An 18,458-nucleotide genomic window follows, 5' to 3' on the forward strand; every position below is an offset into this window, starting at 1 on the left:
GAAAGTTGTTAACCTGAATTCCCTAACTTAGTGAGTAAAAATACCCCTTTTATGAAGAAGCTTTTAGTTCGCATTGCCTCAACGCTATTTCCCGCTGCAATTACTTCCTATGCCTACCAACAGTTAACCAATCCACAAGTTCGAAAATTACGCGAAAGTGAATTGGGTATTTTGGATAAAGCAGACAAAGAAAAGTTGCGATTCAAAAATTTTGACATCCAGCTGTACACTTGGCCGGGTGGTACTAAAAAGATTCTTCTTATCCACGGATGGGAAGGCCAAGCAGGTAATTTTACTGATTTGATTACACCCCTTCTAAATGCCGGATACACGGTATATTCTTTTGACGCTCCGTCGCATGGCTTTAGTAGTAAAGGAGAAACCAGTCTTTTCGAGTTTACGGAATTGGTCGGTCTCTTAATCCGTAAATATGAGCTTAACACTTTAATAAGCCATTCGTTCGGTGGCGTGGCAACAACCTACGCACTTTTTGAAAACCAAGATTTACAAATTGAAAAGTACGTACTACTTACCACTCCCGATAAGTTTAGTGAACGTATTGATGACGTTGCCGATATGGTGGGGATTACCGAAAAAGTAAAAAGTAGATTAATCAGTCGCCTAGAAAAAGAAACAGGAATGGACCTTAAAATACTGAATGTCAGTAAATTTGTGCAGTCAATTCATGTGAAAAGCGCCTTGATAATTCACGATACTAACGACAAGGTCATTCCGATTGCGCGTTCAAAAAATGTCCATAAAAATTGGCCTGAAGCTAGGTTTAAAGAAATTGAAGGCACGGGACATTTTCGTATTTTAAGAACCAAATCAGTAATTGATGCTATTGTAGATTTTTTAAATTAACTAGGAGCTTCACTTTCGAATGTAGAAAAGCCTCCTTCATCACAATTCAATACTAAAAATATGAAAAAGCAAGTGCTGATTTTCGCTTCACTACTGATTACAGTTTCCATAGTCTCCTGCAACGGGCAACAAAAAAAAGCTCCCGAAAAAGTCACCGCACCTATACCAAAAGAAGCAGAAGCTGACACTCTAGATTTCGACCCTTATTTCACAGAAAGCAAATCCATCACTTCTGATTATGGTCCAAACAGTATTACTCGAAACATCCTTCAAGACAGAAACGGAAACATTTGGTTCGCCACATGGGAGGGAATTATTAAATATGACGGCAAAACCTTTACCAATTTCACCAATAAAGAAAATCTCAGACGCTTTCATGTTTTTAGCCTTCTGGAAGATTCTAAAGGAAATATTTGGTTCGGCACCATAGGCGCTGGCGTATACCGCTACGATGGAACATCATTTACCAATTTCACTACCAAAAACGGATTAGCTAATGACAGCATCGGCTGTTTTATGGAAGATAAAAATGGCCTTCTATGGATTGGCACCATGAATGGCATAAGCACCTACGATGGCACGAATTTTAGCAATTTCACTATAGCAGGAGGTCAACTGAATAACGATATTAATTCCATAATTGAGGACAAAACTGGAAAATTATGGATTGGGGCTAGAGGCGAGACTTCTGTTTATGATGGAAAAATAGTTGCAAAATTCACCAAACCAGATGGGCAAGCTTTTCAAAACGTAAGGTCAATCATAGAAGACAAAGAAGGAAACATTTGGTTAGGTGGTAATAACGGACTTTGGTCCTATGATGGTAGCGATTTCACCCATTACACCAAAAATTTTGTTGGGTACATCTACCAAGACAGCAAAGAGCAAATATGGACCAGTTCCGCTGAAGATGGCAATCCCCAAAATTGGGAACTCACCAAATATGATAAACTGGCGCAGGGAAACAAGGGAGCCACAGCACAACTAATGTTGAATGAACAAAATATGTTTTTTGGCATTGTCGAAGATAAAGATCGCGGCATTTGGCTTGGTACTTTAAATGGCGTGTACCGTTATGATGGTTTACTTTTTAATGCTTTTAAAGACAACAATTAATCTATTGTAAATGAAACCTAGCATTGCAATCAAAATGGTACTGGGCATTATTATAGCCGTGATCCTATTTCATCTCTGTATTCTTCTAAAAGTCATTCCCTATGAAATCACTTGGGGCGGACGCTTGACCAACGATACAGAAATGTATATTTTCGAGACCTTCTCTATAGGACTAAATTTGATTCTGGGGCTAGCAGTGCTCATTAAAGGAAAACTAATCAAACCATTTCTGTCAATAAAAGTGGTTAATGTTGTTCTATGGATATTCCTTGTACTTTTTGTCCTTAATACCGTCGGAAATTTATTTGCCAAAACGAACTTTGAAAAAGCATTTTCAATCCTTACGCTTGCTTTGTCGGTTTTTCTTTGGATGATTTTAAAAAAAAAGACCTCCTAGAAATCAACTTATAAACCTGCTGCTAGCTAGACTTTTTTTTAATTATATTGTCCATGGTGCAATCAATCAGAAATATTCATTACCCTACCTAATCTTTTAATGTTACTAGAATCATAAAATATTAATCCCTGAGCCAAGTTATAGTACTATACACTATTTTGTTGCGGTAATTAAACTAGAAAGCATGAAAGTCCCCTTTAAAACAAATTTCAATAGCCAATCAAACCATCTTAATTCAGCTACTTTCCTCTGCTTTTTAGTTGGGTCGTTTTTCATTTTAAATGCCTGTAGTAGCGATGATGAACCAAAAGTTGTTACGCCAGAACCCATAGTAGCAGACATTTCGGTGAGTGCAGCTACTAATAACATCACCTGGACCGAGGCCAACGAACTAACACAGAAAATAAATGATGCCTTAACTTACAACTATAGTAGTGCCACCGAAATAAAAACTCAAAAGACATTAACTTTTGCCACGGATTCTACCTCTGTAACGGCTACCATTCAATTTAAAACAGCATTTCAAGACTATTATAACGACCCAAATGCTTCGAATAATTCCGTAACCATCACCTTGGAAAAACAGGTTGTTACAGGTAATGCAGTAATACTGAGTGCTGATGGCCCCGGTGACACCTATGAATTGATTACCTCGGTATTGGCGCCGAATCAAAATCCGGTTGAAGTGCCTGACTGCAATCACATGGACTTTGGTCGACACATAGATGAAATATTCGATACTGATTTGGATGCCAATGTGTTTCGTTTTTTCATTCACACGGACCCCGACAACGACCGTTGCATCAATTTTGACCGTCAGCGGAACGAGATAAAAACCTACGACCAATCCCCAGATAATTTATTGGGCGTTGAAAGTGAAACGGTCATCTACAAATGGAAATTTAAACTCCAAGACGGCTTCCAATCTTCGCCAAATTTTACACACATTCATCAGTTAAAATCGGTTGGAGGGGATTTAGATGCCATGCCCATGTATACCTTGACCACGAGAAAAAGTAGTCCCGACCGTTTGGAGTTGCGCTATGCTGAAACCAATAGCCAAGTCACCCTAAAACAAACCGATTTGGCACCCCTTATTGGTAAATGGTTAGAAGTTACCGAAACAATAACCTACGGATTTTCAGGAACATACAGTATTTTAATCCAACAAATAAGTGATGCTGCTGTTTTGTTCGAATATGCGAATGACAACATCATCAACTGGAGAGACGGTGGCACCTTCGTACGTCCAAAATGGGGCATCTACCGCAGCCTTATCAATGCACAAGACCTCAGAGATGAAGAGGTTTTATATGCCGATTTTAGCATCGAAGAAATAGACTAGTGGTAAAGGCTTTTCAAATATACTAGCTACTATTAAAACAATGGCAGACTGAGTAATCGCAACAAATTCAATCCCGATTCTTTTGGGTAGAGCCAAAGCGTTGGAGTTTATTGTATAGACGAAATGTTTATATTTGATTGTATTCGTCACTCATGAAAATCAAATACAATCCTAAACTAAAAGAGCTTGCCAGACAACTTCGAAACAACTCGACAAAATCTGAAATTCGTTTGTGGCAGAAGCTAAAGCGGAGTCAGATGTATGGTTATGACTTTCATAGACAGAAACCCATTGATGATTATATCGTGGATTTCTTTTGCAACAAGTTGCAACTAGCCATTGAATGCGATGGGTATTCTCATGAAATCTTGGAAGTCTGGAAAAAAGATGTCAAGAAAACAAAACGATTGAACGAATTAGGTGTTCGAGTGCTTCGTTTCTCTGACCATCAAATCATGAATGATATTGAAAATGTGCTAAGACATATTGAGGATTATATATTGACTTTTGAAAAGAATGGCTTTACTCCGCCGCCGATTGAAGATTTGGAATAGATTTACATTTTAGACATGTTCACCGACACCTCCCTTAATCCCTCCTTTCTAGGAGGGAAAGTCAAACACAGCAGTTTTCCACAACAGTTTCCCCTCTATCAAGAGGGGATTAAGGGGTGTGTAGAAACCAAGCCCATCATCATGAAACACATCAGTTTATTTGGCGTATCAGGCTCCTAACAGAGTTTAAAAGCTACTATAAAGATGATATCTTTGTAGAAAGCGGTGAACCTACGCGAGACCAAAAAGTAAGAAAAGAGTAAAAGTGCAAAGACCAAAATTTGAACATATTAAATCGGGTGCAGAGTTCAATCGCTGGTATTGGCTTAAGGAAGAACTCGTAGAAATCTGCAAACGCGCCAATTTACCAGCCACGGGACGAAAGTTCGACCTTCGCGACCGCATCATGTATGCGCTCGACAACCATGGAAAAGTAAAACCACAGCCCAAAAAGAAGAAAGCGAGCTCGAAATTCAATTGGGCGAAAGCAGATTTACAGCTTGATACCGTAATTACCGATAATGTCTCTTTCGGACCAAACTTTCGAAAATTTATGACGAGTGAAATCGGCCCTTCATTCTCCTGTAATAGTGATTTTATGGCTTGGGTAAAAGCGAATACCGGAAAGACCTTGGCCGATGCCGTTGCCCAATGGCACACCCTAGAAAAGCGAAAAGAAAATCCCGAATTTCGACGTGACATTGCCGCCAACAATATGTACAATCAATATACGCGGGACTTTCTAGACGACAACCCCAATAAAACTATCAAAGATGCCAAAAGCTATTGGCTTTTAAAAAAACAATTACCTACCGCAGACGGATTCATAAGATATGAGTCATCAGATTTAAAATTGGGAAAAGTATAAATAAAACACCTCCCAAGTTTTGTCACACTTTCAAACTTCTCTTGTTTCATTATAAACACCTCCAAAGAGAGCGTGCTGAAAAATGAAACCCTATGAATAAGTTTATCAAAGGAATTACCTATTCCTATAATAGAAACATCGGTTGGCAAGACCGAACCATACGAACAGTTGTAGGCATACTCGCCACAGCGGGAGCAATTTATTTTCTCAAAACCAATATGACAGCCTCCGTATTACTAGGTATTTTTGCAATTGCCCAATTCGGAACCGTGCTATCCGCTCGTTGTATCATGTGCTATTTTGCGGGACAATGCACTATCGGCAAACAAGAGAAAAATTCCCTTGAAGCAAAAGCTATTCCCTACGAAAACCCTAAAAAATAAAGAGATGCATAAAAAAACGGTTCAGACTTCCCATATACTTAGCGCAAAAACAGAAAAGGTATGGGCAACTATTTCTAAGGCTTCGGGAGTGAATGAGTGGCTTCCTATAATCACCGCTTGCCGCTTAGAAGGCAAGGGAGAAGGAAGCAAACGCATTTGTACGACAGCGCAAGGTGATATGAAAGAGACGATTCTAAAAATTGATGAAGAGCACAAAGTTTTCCAGTATGCAATTGATGAACAACCACTGCTGCCCATTGGTAATATCGTGGGAACAATGAAAGTGAATTCAAAAGATGAACGAACAGAATTGTTATGGGATTTGGATTTTGAAATCTCCGATGAAAGTCAATTTCCCATGGTAAAGCAGGCCGTAGAAGAAATGTATCGAGCAGGTGCTACCGGACTTGAAACCATATCACAATGAAAAAAGCATCCATAGTACTTGTATTCTTAAGCATCTTCCTTCATAGTTGTAACACCAAAGCTCAAAATACAATGAAACAATCCGAATTTGCGGAAACCTTTATTACGGACTTCAAAGCATATGAAATGGATATTCAAGCGGCCGGAATAGCAAGTATTCCTGTCGCTAGATTATCCGAAGGAAAAACACTTTATATTGAATATGTTTACGCATCGGGTGGAGAAAATAGGAACGGAAAAATGACACTCATGCTAAACCCTAAAAGCAAACGGTTTGAAGGCGGCTGGAAAACGCTTGCGGATAATGGGAATAGTTATGAAGGCGATATGTACTTTGTTTTTACCGCGGATGGCCAAGCAAGTGGGTTCTATACATTTGGTGGCGCCGATTATAAAATCACGATATTTAAGAAATGAAAAAAGACCATCCTTTTCGCCTAGCAGACTATTCAGACCAAAAAGATTTGGAATTGATTCAGTTGGCCGTAAACGGAAATCGGAATAGTCTGAGTCAACTCATCGAAAGGCATCAGCAGTATATCTACAATATCGCCTTGAAAATGATTAATAATGTTGCTGATGCTGAAGATATTACACAAGAAATATTGATAAAACTAGTTACCAATCTTTCAAAGTATGATAGCACAAAAGGAAAATTCAGAACTTGGCTCTACCGCATCACTTTCAACCACTTTTTAAACACCAAGCAACAGAAATATGAAAAACTGGTAACTGGTTTTGATGTGTTCTTCAATTATATAGAAGAAACGCCTGAGATACCATTGACCGCTATTGAGGAGGCCGAATTACAGCTCGAAATTGAGGAAAGTAAGGTTTCCTGTATGGCGGGTATGTTGATGTGTCTGAACAGAGAACAACGCCTTATTTATATTGTGGGCGAACTTTTTGAAATCGACCATACTTTAGGAAGTGAAATTTTCGAAATCAGTCCCGCTAATTTTAGGCAAAAATTAGCGCGGGCACGAAAAGACCTCTACCAATGGATGCACAATAAATGTGGATTGGTCAACAAGGAAAACCCCTGCCGTTGCCCAAAAAAGACCAAGGGCTTTATTGCCAATGGATGGATAAATCCAAAAGATTTGAAATGGCATAGTGACTATCAAGAACGCATCAAAGATTTCTCAAAAGAGAAATTACCAGCTACCCTCTTGACCGTTGATAGTATCTACACCAGCCTTTACAAAGAACACCCGTTTAAAATTTCGCGAAATACAGAAAATATCATTGAGAAGATTATCAATAATGATACGCTGAACTCCACTTTTGATTTGGGTAATTAACGCGTAGCACTCAAAACTTCAAAACAAACCCCACTCCCGACTCCTGACTTCCGACTTCCGACTTCTAACTTCCGACTTCTAACTTATCAAACCCCAACACCTCCCCCAACCCTGCTTTCTATTAAGCTTAAAACTAGGTACCTTATAACCCCTACAAAACTGTTAATAAATAAAGCCATTATGTGAGACTTTCTGTTTTTTAATTATTCATCAAATTCCTACATTTAGCTCTCTATGAGATATAAGCTTTTATCACAAAAAGAAGGTATTTGTAATCATAGTATTCAGTTATGAACCTACCTCAAAAACACTTCAGAGAAACTAAAAAGCTAGTTTCAGCTATATCCAAGAGGAAAATAGCGAATTGGTTATTACGGGAAGGTTTCTTTCCAGAGCAATATGTTTTACCACCTTGTTTTACGGTTGAAAAGTTTACATACAAGAAAAATCCTTACTTCGATTTTACAAAAAAAAGCAGCGTACCAATTTCAGAAATTTGTGAAATAACTTTTCCAAAATCTCAGTTGACTGAAAGAGCATTTGGAATAATTAACCATAAGATTTATCACGATTTAGTTTGGCACTTAATGGACAAATGGGCTGATGTCAAACCCCTCTTGTTCAATTCAAAAAATAAAATTTACTCTTATTCGTTTCCCATTCCTTTAAACAAACAAAGTATCGGGGTCTTAGGGGCGTTACGCTCTGGAAGAATGATTTATGAGTTCATTGAAATGTCCGAAAGTGACATAGTATCCGAAGGGCATAAATATAATTTGGTAGTAAAATCAGATATCAAAAACTTTTACCCTTCAATTTACACTCACAGTATTGCCTGGGCAATAAATGGAAAAGTTGATGCACGAAAAGACAGATTTAAATTTAAACTTTTAGGAAACAAACTCGATAAACTATTTCAAAATTCAAATGATGGTTGTACCAACGGAATTGCAATCGGACCTGCAATCTCGGATTTAGTAACTGAAATTATGCTTTCAGTTATTGATGCGGAAATATCAAAGCAGTTAAAAAAAGAAAATGTAGACTTTATTGGCGTCCGTTTTAAAGACGATTACAGATTTCTTTGTCAAACGGAATCTGATGCACACGAAATTTTGAGTATAGTACAAAGAAATCTAAAGGGTTTCAATCTTTCAATTAGTGAGGAAAAATCAACAGTTTCAAAACTGCCAGAAGGGCTGTTTAGGGAATGGACAAGTGAATATCATACCTACTCATTAAGGCATCACTACCCTATAAATTATAAAGTGTTTGAAAACACTTTTAGAAAAGTACTTCTCATTGATAAAAATTATCCCAATACAGGCGTAATAGATAAATTTTTGAGTGAACTTATTTCAAAGAATTATAATCTTAAATTAAAATTAACCTCAAAAGAAATATATAAGGTTTTTAGTTTGCTTTTAATGTTAAAAGAGAAACGTTCAAAATCTTTACCACAAATATTGGCGATAACCGAGCTTTTGATTTCAAAATACAAAAAAGAAAAGGTAGTAACTAAGCGAATTTTTAAATCTCTAAATGAGTTAACCGAAAGAAAATTTAGAAAGGAAAGTTCCAATGTTTATGACTTAATATGGCTCACGTATTTCTTGAAGTCACATCGCGAATTGTCCTTAAAATGGCCGAGAAAAGTAAATTCAGACTTATTACAATCAATAAAATCAAACAAACAGAAGTTTGATACTGAAACTACTTTTTGTAAACTTTTTAAAAAAATTAAAGCCCCTAGCATGAATATACTATTAGCCAAGCATTTGGCGATATTTCCAAAAGAATAAGAATATGAAGAGCACTGTGTGCAAGTGCCATAGGTAATTACTTTTTCCAATCTAATGGAAATAAGAACTAAACAAGCAAACTATTGGTATTGAAGTGAAGGTTAGGCGTAAATTGTTGAAAAAGATTGTTAAATATGAGTTTTATTCAAGAATACTGGGAAGGCTTAGTAGCATTGTTAGCATTAATTGTTTCCATTTCAAGTACTGCAATTGCATACTATACTTTTAAACTCCAAAGGACACATAATATTAAATCCGTAAAGCCAATTTTACATATTGGTCAGTGGGATTATGAGAACAGAATATACGTCACTCTAAAAAATGTTGGTTATGGCATAGCAGTGATTAAGAAAATGAACATTTACGACGTAAAAGGTGAAAGTAAAACCTGCATTTATGATTGGTTACCAAATAGTTTGCCTGGGGACATGAACTATAAAGAATATTGGACGCCTTATGCTGAATTCGTGGTGCAAGCAGGTGAAACAATTAAACTTATTGAAATACCTATTGACACATCCAAATCTAAACAAATTAAGACAAGAGAAAAGCTTCGTAAAATGTTAGGGCAGCTTACAGTAGAAGTTACCTGCAAAGATGTTTATGAAAATGAAATGCCGATTAAAAGATTACAGCTAACCCACTTCCTTAGACTTGATAACGAAAATTAATCTGCAACAAACAATTCATGCGAAAGATTTTCTTATCGGAAATGAATATATCTGAATCATTGTTTCAATTTTATCAACATCCCCCGTTCAAAACTGTTTCAAATTGATTCAAAAAAAGGATTAAAAAAAGCTAAATTTGTGCCTTTATTAATCTACACAAGGTACACGGTCAATGATTCACTTTTTCGGAGAGCAAACCACTAAAGTTTTTGCAGTACAAACCAGCCAAGAACTTTCTCAAGAAGACACAAAAAAACTTACATGGTTGTTCGGCAACCTACCACAAATAAACGCGGCGTCTCTTGACGCCTTTTTTATTGGCCCACGCGCTGCCATGATTACGCCTTGGAGCACCAATGCCACGGAGATTACCCAGAACATGGGCATTTCAGGCATTGTACGTATTGAGGAGTTTAAAGCGGTCGACGAAGCCTTTAGCGATTTCGACCCGATGATTTCGCAAAAATATGCGGCACTCACACAAGACATTTACACGATTGATGTTAAGCCTGAGTCAATTTTGGAGATTGATGATGTTGCCTCCTATAACCAACAAGAAGGTTTGGCGCTTAACGAAGAGGAAGTGGCCTATTTGAATCAACTCTCCACCAAAATGGGTCGCAAACTGACCGATTCTGAAGTCTTTGGTTTTAGTCAGGTGAATTCCGAGCACTGCCGTCATAAAATATTCAATGGCACCTTTGTCATTGACGGCAAAGAAAAACCAACTTCGCTTTTTAAATTAATCAAAGAGACTTCAAAGCAAAACCCGAACGACATTGTTTCTGCCTATAAAGATAATGTGGCTTTTGTAAAAGGTCCGACCGTGGTGCAATTTGCACCCAAAACCGCAGACAAACCAGACTTTTATCAAGAAGAGGAATTTGATTCTGTAATTTCCTTAAAAGCAGAAACGCATAACTTCCCCACCACCGTGGAGCCTTTCAATGGCGCTGCAACCGGTTCAGGAGGTGAAATACGAGATAGATTAGCAGGTGGTAAAGGTTCCTTGCCCTTGGCAGGTACCGCGGTGTATATGACTGCCTATTCCAGATTAGAGCAAGAGCGTCCATGGGAAAACGGAATGCCAGCCAGAGAATGGCTCTACCAAACCCCAATGGACATTTTGATAAAAGCATCCAACGGAGCATCCGATTTTGGAAATAAGTTTGGGCAGCCTTTAATTACGGGGTCTGTTTTGACTTTTGAGCATGCCGAAGACGACAGACGTGTTGCTTACGACAAGGTTATTATGCAAGCCGGTGGAATCGGCTACGGCAAAGCAGACCAAGCACTAAAAGACAAACCTGAAACCGGAGATAAAATCGTCATTTTAGGTGGTGACAACTACCGTATTGGAATGGGCGGCGCAGCCGTTTCCAGTGCTGATACGGGCGAATTTAGTTCGGCTATCGAATTGAATGCGGTACAACGTTCGAATCCTGAAATGCAGAAAAGAGCCGCCAATGCCATTCGTGGTATGGTGGAGAGTGATGTGAATTCAATAGTATCCATTCATGACCATGGTGCGGGGGGGCACCTCAACTGTCTTTCCGAATTGGTTGAAGAAACCGGTGGAAAAATCGATTTGGATAAACTCCCCGTCGGAGACCCTACCCTATCCGCCAAGGAAATTATCGGAAACGAATCTCAAGAACGTATGGGCTTGGTCATCGGTAAAGACGATGCCGCCTTACTCGGTAGAATCGCCGAGAGAGAGCGTTCTCCAATCTATGAAGTCGGCGATGTAACTGGTGACGACCGTTTTACCTTCGAATCAAAAACTACAGGTGAAAAACCGATGGATGTCCATTTGACAGACATTTTCGGAAGTTCTCCAAAAACCATCATGACCGACACCACAGTCGAAAGAAGCTATGCAGACGCGGAATATTCTTTGGAATTCTTCCATGACTATTTAGAGCAAGTATTGCAATTGGAAGCTGTTGCCTGTAAAGATTGGCTTACCAACAAAGTCGATAGATGTGTGGGCGGCCGTGTTGCCAAACAACAATGTGCTGGTCCCTTACAATTGCCTTTAAACAATGTAGGCGTCATGGCTTTGGATTTTAAAGGAAAAGAGGGCATCGCCACGAGTATCGGCCACTCCCCCATTTCAGGACTCATTAATCCATCCGCAGGAAGTAAAAATAGTATTGCCGAAGCCTTGACCAATATCATCTGGGCACCACTGAAAGACGGATTGAAATCCGTTTCCCTTTCCGCCAACTGGATGTGGCCTTGCAAAAATGAAGGTGAAGATGCCAGACTCTATGAAGCGGTACAGGCTATTTCTGAATTTTCGATTGCTTTGGGCATCAATGTCCCTACCGGAAAGGATTCCCTTTCCATGAAACAGAAATACAAAGATGGCGATGTGATTAGTCCGGGTACGGTGATAATTTCCGCCGCAGGAAACTGTGATGACATCACCAAAGTAGTAGAACCCGTACTTCAAAAAGACGGTGGAAGTATCTATTATATCAACCTATCTAAAGACAATTATAAACTCGGGGGTTCTTCCTTCGGACAAGTATTAAATGCTGTTGGAAGTGAAGCTCCGACTATCGAAGATGCTGCTTATTTCAAGACGGTTTTTAATTTAATTCAAACTTCAATTAAAAAGGGTCAAATCATTGCAGGTCATGATGTTGCATCAGGAGGATTAATTACAACGCTTCTAGAATTGTGTTTTGCAGATAAAGACTTAGGAGCGGAATTAGACCTATCAAGTTTAGGTGAATCCGATACTATTAAAGTCCTATTTTCAGAGAATGCAGGCATTGTTTTTCAGTCCAAAGATGACAGCATAGAACAAATCCTAAACACAGCTCAAGTCGGATTCAAAAAAATCGGAGAAGTTCTTCCAGGAAATGAATTAATCATCCGAAATGGCGGTATGGAAATGGGCTTGAATATTTCTTCATTGAGAGATACTTGGTTTAAGACTTCCTATTTGTTGGATGACAAGCAAACCGCAAACGGTTTGGCAAAAGATAGATTTGATAATTATAAGGAGCAGGCTCTACAATACAACTTCCCAAGCCAATTCACGGGTATGAATGTCACCCTGAGCTCGTCGAAGGGCAAGCCTAAGGCCGCCATATTAAGAGAAAAAGGCAGCAACTCCGAACGTGAAATGGCAAATGCGATGTATTTAGCAGGATTTGATGTAAAAGACGTCCACATGACGGATTTAATATCCGGTAGGGAAACTTTGGAAGACATTCAATTCTTAGGTGCCGTTGGCGGATTCTCCAACTCAGATGTACTTGGAAGTGCCAAAGGATGGGCGGGTGCTATCAAATACAATGAAAAAGCAAACAAAGTCATCAATGATTTTTTTGCGCGACCTGATACCTTATCCATAGGCATCTGTAACGGTTGTCAATTATTCATGGAATTAGACCTCATCAATCCCGATCACGAAACCCATGGGAAGATGACTTATAATGATTCCGTAAAGCATGAGAGTAATTTTACATCTGTGAAGGTGCAAGAGAACAATTCCGTAATGCTATCGAGCTTAGCAGGAACAACCTTAGGGGTTTGGATATCCCACGGGGAAGGGAAGTTCAGTCTCCCACATTCCGAGGAAAACTATGATATTGTAGCTAAATATGGTTATGAAGGCTATCCTGCAAATCCGAATGGAAGTGATTTCAACACCGCCATGCTTTGCGATTCCACCGGAAGACATTTGGTCACCATGCCACATATCGAACGCTCCACTTTCCCTTGGAACTGGGCGTACTACCCTGCGGATAGGAATGATGAAGTTTCGCCTTGGTTAGAGGCTTTTGTGAATGCTAAAAATTGGGTTCTGGAAAATAAATAAGTACCTTAAGGTCTAATTTTTAACTCTTAGAAAATGGACCATCAGTCAAACCAAGTCAACAGAAGAAATTTTATTAAAAAATCCTCTTTACTAACCCTTGGCACCTTAGGCACAGCAAGTGCTTTCGCCGCACCTCATGAGGCACCGTTAAACTTTACACAAGACAGTGATGTAAATATTGTCGGCCCTAAAGAAGGTTATACCCCGCAAATAGGCACATTAGTCTCTATGCTGAACTGGATGCGCATGGTCATCTTAGCGCCCGTAAGGAATATGAGTGTTTCTGATTTGGATTATTTGGTAGATGAAAATGCCAATAGTATTGGCGCCATGTTAATGCATTTGGCCGCTACTGAACGTTTTTATCAAATACATACGTTTGAAAATAAGAAATGGGGCGATTGGTCAAAAGAAGATAAAGACAAATGGTCAATACCTTCTGGTCTTGGAGAAAAGGCTAGAAAGGTTGTTAAAGGAAATAATTACGATTATTACCTCAACGAATTGTCTCAGATACGAGAAAACACTTTAAAGGAATTGGCCAATCGCGATGATGAATGGCTAATGAGTGTTGATAAAGACTTTCCGTGGGGACCAACTAACAACTATTGTAAATGGTTTCATGTTTGCGAGCATGAATCTAATCATAACGGGCAATTCAAATTTATCAAAAGTCGTATCGTTTAGTAAAATGATCAGACCTGGTGCTAGAACTGGACGCACTACCCTTCCGCTCGTAACGATGAAGTTTCGACTTGATTGGTGGCTTTTATGAATGCAGAATATGGGTTGAGGAGAATAGTTAAAAGTAGGCTTAAAACAAAAAAAGAGGGCTTTCGCCCCCTTGGTTTACTATACTGATTTGTTAAGCAAATCGAATTAATTTTAATCCCGTATGCCTTCGGTGATTTTTCCAACTTGCGTGACGGGTTAACGCTCTATCTACACTTGCGCTGTTTTCTTTATGTTGTCTCTTTGTATCTTTCATTATAACTTCTTTAATTCTTTGTTGTGATGGATGCAATAAGCATCCTTATGTACACATCCTATTAGACGTAACAAAAGCCCAAATGTTACAAAATTGTGAGGAGTTTAACACTTCGAAAAGCCCCATAAATAAAGACATAAGAGCTATTTTGCCTACTTAATTTTCAATTCCGCTTTTCTACCGATAGTAGCACTCTAAAGCTTGATATCACCATAGCCGTATTTCCTGCTCTTAGAGTGACTCTTTGTTGCTTAAAAAGCCTATTCAATTTAAAAATAGGACTCCAAAAAGGACGGAAGCTAATTTGAACAGAAGTCTCATATTACTTCCAAAATGTGCTGTTATTTCTTTACTCCATTTTACAAATCTTAGCTATTTATGGCCAATCATTAAGGCTCGAAATATCAGCTCGAACAAATCAGAAAACATTGGACTTATGATTAAGCAAGTAATTTTCGAATTGGGAATTGATTTCTTCGGAATTTTATTATCCCATTCCCTTTTCCTATTTTGCGATTACTTAACAGAAACCTAGTATTGTGTTTAGTCTGTTGTGTTGGTTAAGCAGCGGTTATTTTTTGTCAGATCAAGGCAGAAAATTATTGCATAGCCATAGCTACGGAATCATTTTTTTAACGCAGGACTGGTAAAAAAGAACAAAGCTTGGGCCAGCAAGACAAGCTTAACACAATACAATTATGCAAAATATTACCAGACTCTTTGACTTTCCCTATTACCAATTAGAAAAATATAATCTACCTAACTGTTTTTTAGACAAAAGAAATGGTGAATGGGTACCAATGTCAACACAAGAATATGTAGACAAAGCAAATGCAATTAGCCGTGGACTGCTCAGACTTGGAGTTCAGGCAAATGATAAGGTCGCCCTTATTTCAATGACCAATCGTTCGGAGTGGAATGTTATGGATACTGGCGTTTTGCAACTGGGCGCTCAAAATGTACCTATTTATCCAACGATTTCAGAAGAAGACTACGCGTATGTATTGAATCATTCCGAATCAAAATATTGTTTTGTATCCTGTTCAGAGGTATACACCAAGGTAAAGTCAGTTCAAGACCAAGTGCCTAGTTTGAAGGAAGTTTACTCATTTGATGAATTGGACAATTGCAAAAACTGGAGCGAAGTTCTCGAACTAGGAGCTGATACGTCAAATCAAGATGTTGTGGAAGATAGAAAGGCCGGTGTAAAACCCGAAACCCTTGCTACCTTAATATATACCTCAGGAACTACCGGACGCCCAAAAGGTGTAATGCTCTCGCATGAGAATGTGGTTTTTAATGCCTTGACAAGTTCAGAGCGTTTACCAATTGAAAAAGGGAACTCCCGTTGTTTGAGCTTTTTACCTGTATGCCATATTTATGAGCGTATGATGGTGTATTTATATATGTATAACGGAGTAAGTATCTATTATGCGGAGTCTATGGAGAAAATCACGGACAATCTTAAAGAGTCCTCTCCACATGTGATGACCGCCGTGCCCCGTCTATTGGAAAAAGTGTATGACAGCATTTTGACCAAAGGAAGCGACCTTACCGGACTCAAAAAGAAAATCTTCTTTTGGGCTGTTGACTTAGGATTGAAATATGAGCCTTACGGACAGAATGGCTGGTGGTATGAGAAGAAATTAGGAATCGCTAAAAAATTGATTTTCAGTAAATGGAAAGAGGCTTTAGGAGGCGAACTTCAAGTTATCTCCTCAGGTAGTGCCGCACTTCAACCAAGACTTGCACGCATCTTCAATGCGGCTGGACTTGGAGTAATGGAAGGCTACGGATTAACGGAAACCTCTCCTGTAGTTTCCGTAAACGATATGCGCAATAAAGGTTTTAAAATAGGAACCGTTGGAAAGTTGCTCCCGGGTGTCGAAGTAAAAATTGCCGATGATGGTGAGATTTGTGTCAAGGCCCCAAGTGTGATGCAAGGGTATTATAAGGATACGGAAAAAACCGCTGAAGTAATGAAAGATGGCTACTTCCTTACAGGAGATATTGGTGAGATAGATGCGGATGGATTCTTAAAGATTACCGACCGTAAAAAAGAAATGTTCAAAACTTCGGGTGGTAAATATGTTGCTCCGCAGTTACTTGAAAATAGATTTAAACAATCCAGATTTATTGAACAATTAATGGTTGTTGGTGAAGGAGAAAAGATGCCTGCTGCCCTAATCCAACCAGATTTCCCATACTTATTTGATTGGGCCAAGGAAAACGGAATTACGATAAGTGAGAATTCTGATATTGTTACGAATGAAAGGGTTTTGGCCAAATACCAAGAAGAGGTAGATATGGCCAATGAAGCTTTCGCAAAATGGGAAAAAGTGAAGCAATTTCGTTTGACTCCCGATGTATGGAGTATCAATGAAGGACACCTCACACCAACTATGAAACTACGCCGTAAAATCATTAAAGAAAAGTACATGGATTTGTACAATGATATTTATGGGCACTAAGTTGATTACTGCTGAAGCTGCCTTAAACTTAAAGAGATAGATATGGCATTCGAAAAATGTTCCACGGAACAACTAACAAAATATAAAAAAATCCTTCTCATCTCAAGTATCGTTGCATTAGTAATAATGTGTTTTGCCCTTGGATTTGGTGTTTATCAAAGTTCTAAATACGATAATAATACATTAGTGTTTTTAGTTCCAACGGTATTTGGTCCCTTAGCGATGATACCTTCTCTATTTTCAGCAGGCATTGAGAAGGAAATGAAAAAAAGACAAAAAGAAAACGGGTAGAATTCCCTAGTAACAGCACTCCAACTTTCCCCTTTTTCAGGGATATCCTCTGATGTCCCTTTAGATAAGTTTGTACCATAATAACAAACAAAATCTAAAATCATGAAAAAAGTATTTTTAACCTGTGCTGTAATAGCAGCACTTGTAATCTTGTCTTGCAAAGACAAGTCAACAACAAGTTCTGATACTGAAACCAGAACAGAAATAGCTACAGAAGAAACTACAACTGAAACATCTAGCTCGGAAACTGGGGTTCCCAGTTTTGGGGATGCGGATGTACAGGCTTACGTAGAAAGCTATGAGTCTTATTTAGAGGACTATAAAAAAGCAGTTGACAGTAAAGACATGACCGCTTTTGCCAATCTAGCAACTAAGGGACAAGATCTAGCTACAAAAGCACAAGAAGTTAGCGGTAAAGTTTCTGGTGCAGATGCTGAGAAACTTACGGCTTATATGACAAAGAAAGCTGAAGAGCTTCAAGAATTATCAAAGAAGATGATGCAGTAGTACTAGCTCTTAACGATTTCAAAACCGTCTTGGCGTCATTGCTTTGACGGTTTTTTATTTTCCTTTTATCCCGATGATATCAATTCATCGAATATATTACATGAGCCGTCTTTTTTATTAAAATTTATTATGCATGCATAATAAATTTCTTTATATTTGACTTCCCACAACCAGATTTATGAAAGATGTTACGATAGATTATATCCTCCGCGCTACATGGCAAGCAGTTGCCAGAATGTACAATGAAGAGGCTAAAGAATTTGATTCGACGATGGCAGTTGGGTTTACCTTATTAAGTATTGACCCTAAAACCGGAACACCATCAACGGCCTTAGGTCCCAAAATGGGAATGGAAGCAACGAGTCTATCACGCATACTGAAAAGTATGGAAGAAAAAGGTTTGATTGAACGCAAGCCCAATCCGAATGATGGTAGAGGTGTCTTAATTCATTTAACCGACTTCGGTCTAGAAAAAAGAAATTATTCAAAGGATGTAGTAATTCGATTTGATGATGTGGTAAAAGAAAATGTTTCCGAAGAAAAACTGAAACACTTTTTTGAAGTAATGAATACCATCAACAGCTTAATCGCTGAAAAGAAGATATACACTAAAGAAACAACTAATTAACAGGA

18 protein-coding genes are annotated in these 18,458 nt (G+C 38.6%); all 18 read left to right on the forward strand.

All coding sequences use genetic code 11. From position 1 onward, the window contains the following. Positions 1-51 precede the first annotated feature (51 nt). On the forward strand, positions 52-864 hold the full coding sequence (locus ACKWCD_RS04755) for an alpha/beta fold hydrolase (protein ID WP_413982788.1): 813 nt from the start codon (positions 52-54) through the stop codon (positions 862-864). Between the two features lie 60 nt (positions 865-924). Continuing rightward, positions 925-1,980, forward strand: a complete 1,056-nt coding sequence (locus ACKWCD_RS04760) for a ligand-binding sensor domain-containing protein (protein ID WP_413982789.1) — start codon at positions 925-927, stop codon at positions 1,978-1,980. Between the two features lie 10 nt (positions 1,981-1,990). Further along, complete coding sequence (locus ACKWCD_RS04765) at positions 1,991-2,377, forward strand: hypothetical protein (RefSeq protein ID WP_413982790.1); 387 nt, start codon at positions 1,991-1,993, stop codon at positions 2,375-2,377. Positions 2,378-2,561: 184 nt separating this feature from the next. Continuing rightward, positions 2,562-3,722 carry a hypothetical protein gene (locus tag ACKWCD_RS04770; RefSeq protein ID WP_413982791.1) on the forward strand — a complete coding sequence of 387 codons (1,161 nt, stop codon included), beginning with the start codon at positions 2,562-2,564 and terminating at the stop codon, positions 3,720-3,722. Between the two features lie 152 nt (positions 3,723-3,874). After that, on the forward strand, positions 3,875-4,276 hold the full coding sequence (locus ACKWCD_RS04775; RefSeq protein WP_413982792.1) for an endonuclease domain-containing protein: 402 nt from the start codon (positions 3,875-3,877) through the stop codon (positions 4,274-4,276). A 265-nt stretch (positions 4,277-4,541) separates the two neighbouring features. Further along, positions 4,542-5,144, forward strand: a complete 603-nt coding sequence (locus tag ACKWCD_RS04780) for a DUF6434 domain-containing protein (protein WP_413982793.1) — start codon at positions 4,542-4,544, stop codon at positions 5,142-5,144. Positions 5,145-5,236: 92 nt separating this feature from the next. Continuing rightward, positions 5,237-5,527 (forward strand): YgaP family membrane protein, encoded by a 291-nt coding sequence (locus ACKWCD_RS04785; RefSeq protein ID WP_413982794.1) that lies wholly within the window; start codon positions 5,237-5,239, stop codon positions 5,525-5,527. 4 nt (positions 5,528-5,531) lie between these two features. After that, on the forward strand, positions 5,532-5,954 hold the full coding sequence (locus tag ACKWCD_RS04790; RefSeq protein ID WP_413982795.1) for an SRPBCC family protein: 423 nt from the start codon (positions 5,532-5,534) through the stop codon (positions 5,952-5,954). Then, positions 5,951-6,370 carry a hypothetical protein gene (locus ACKWCD_RS04795; protein WP_413982796.1) on the forward strand — a complete coding sequence of 140 codons (420 nt, stop codon included), beginning with the start codon at positions 5,951-5,953 and terminating at the stop codon, positions 6,368-6,370. The genes ACKWCD_RS04790 and ACKWCD_RS04795 overlap by 4 nt, the downstream gene beginning before the upstream one ends. Continuing rightward, positions 6,367-7,257 carry an RNA polymerase sigma factor gene (locus tag ACKWCD_RS04800; RefSeq protein WP_413982797.1) on the forward strand — a complete coding sequence of 297 codons (891 nt, stop codon included), beginning with the start codon at positions 6,367-6,369 and terminating at the stop codon, positions 7,255-7,257. Before ACKWCD_RS04795 ends, ACKWCD_RS04800 begins: the two co-directional genes overlap by 4 nt. A 290-nt stretch (positions 7,258-7,547) precedes the next feature. Further along, positions 7,548-9,059 (forward strand): RNA-directed DNA polymerase, encoded by a 1,512-nt coding sequence (locus ACKWCD_RS04805; protein ID WP_413982798.1) that lies wholly within the window; start codon positions 7,548-7,550, stop codon positions 9,057-9,059. 134 nt (positions 9,060-9,193) lie between these two features. Beyond that, positions 9,194-9,730 (forward strand): hypothetical protein, encoded by a 537-nt coding sequence (locus ACKWCD_RS04810; RefSeq protein WP_413982799.1) that lies wholly within the window; start codon positions 9,194-9,196, stop codon positions 9,728-9,730. Positions 9,731-9,902: 172 nt separating this feature from the next. Beyond that, entirely contained in the window at positions 9,903-13,568 is a 3,666-nt protein-coding gene (purL, locus tag ACKWCD_RS04815) for a phosphoribosylformylglycinamidine synthase (RefSeq protein WP_413982800.1), read from the forward strand. 33 nt (positions 13,569-13,601) lie between these two features. After that, a complete protein-coding gene (locus ACKWCD_RS04820) occupies positions 13,602-14,255 on the forward strand; it encodes a DinB family protein (protein WP_413982801.1) in 654 nt (217 codons plus the stop codon). Positions 14,256-15,254: 999 nt separating this feature from the next. Continuing rightward, positions 15,255-17,027: an AMP-dependent synthetase/ligase gene (locus tag ACKWCD_RS04825; protein ID WP_413982802.1), complete on the forward strand. Its 1,773-nt coding sequence runs from the start codon at positions 15,255-15,257 to the stop codon at positions 17,025-17,027. Positions 17,028-17,069: 42 nt separating this feature from the next. Further along, the gene (locus ACKWCD_RS04830) at positions 17,070-17,318 is read left to right on the forward strand and encodes a hypothetical protein (RefSeq protein ID WP_413982803.1); all 249 of its coding nucleotides are present in this window, start codon (positions 17,070-17,072) and stop codon (positions 17,316-17,318) included. 102 nt (positions 17,319-17,420) lie between these two features. Then, a complete protein-coding gene (locus ACKWCD_RS04835) occupies positions 17,421-17,825 on the forward strand; it encodes a hypothetical protein (RefSeq protein WP_413982804.1) in 405 nt (134 codons plus the stop codon). A gap of 178 nt (positions 17,826-18,003) precedes the next feature. After that, a complete protein-coding gene (locus tag ACKWCD_RS04840; protein ID WP_413982805.1) occupies positions 18,004-18,453 on the forward strand; it encodes a MarR family winged helix-turn-helix transcriptional regulator in 450 nt (149 codons plus the stop codon). The last annotated feature ends 5 nt before the right edge of the window (positions 18,454-18,458 follow it).

Origin of the sequence: Maribacter taeanensis, assembly GCF_047345145.1 — a bacterium.
Taxonomy (GTDB): Bacteria; Bacteroidota; Bacteroidia; order Flavobacteriales; family Flavobacteriaceae; genus Maribacter_C.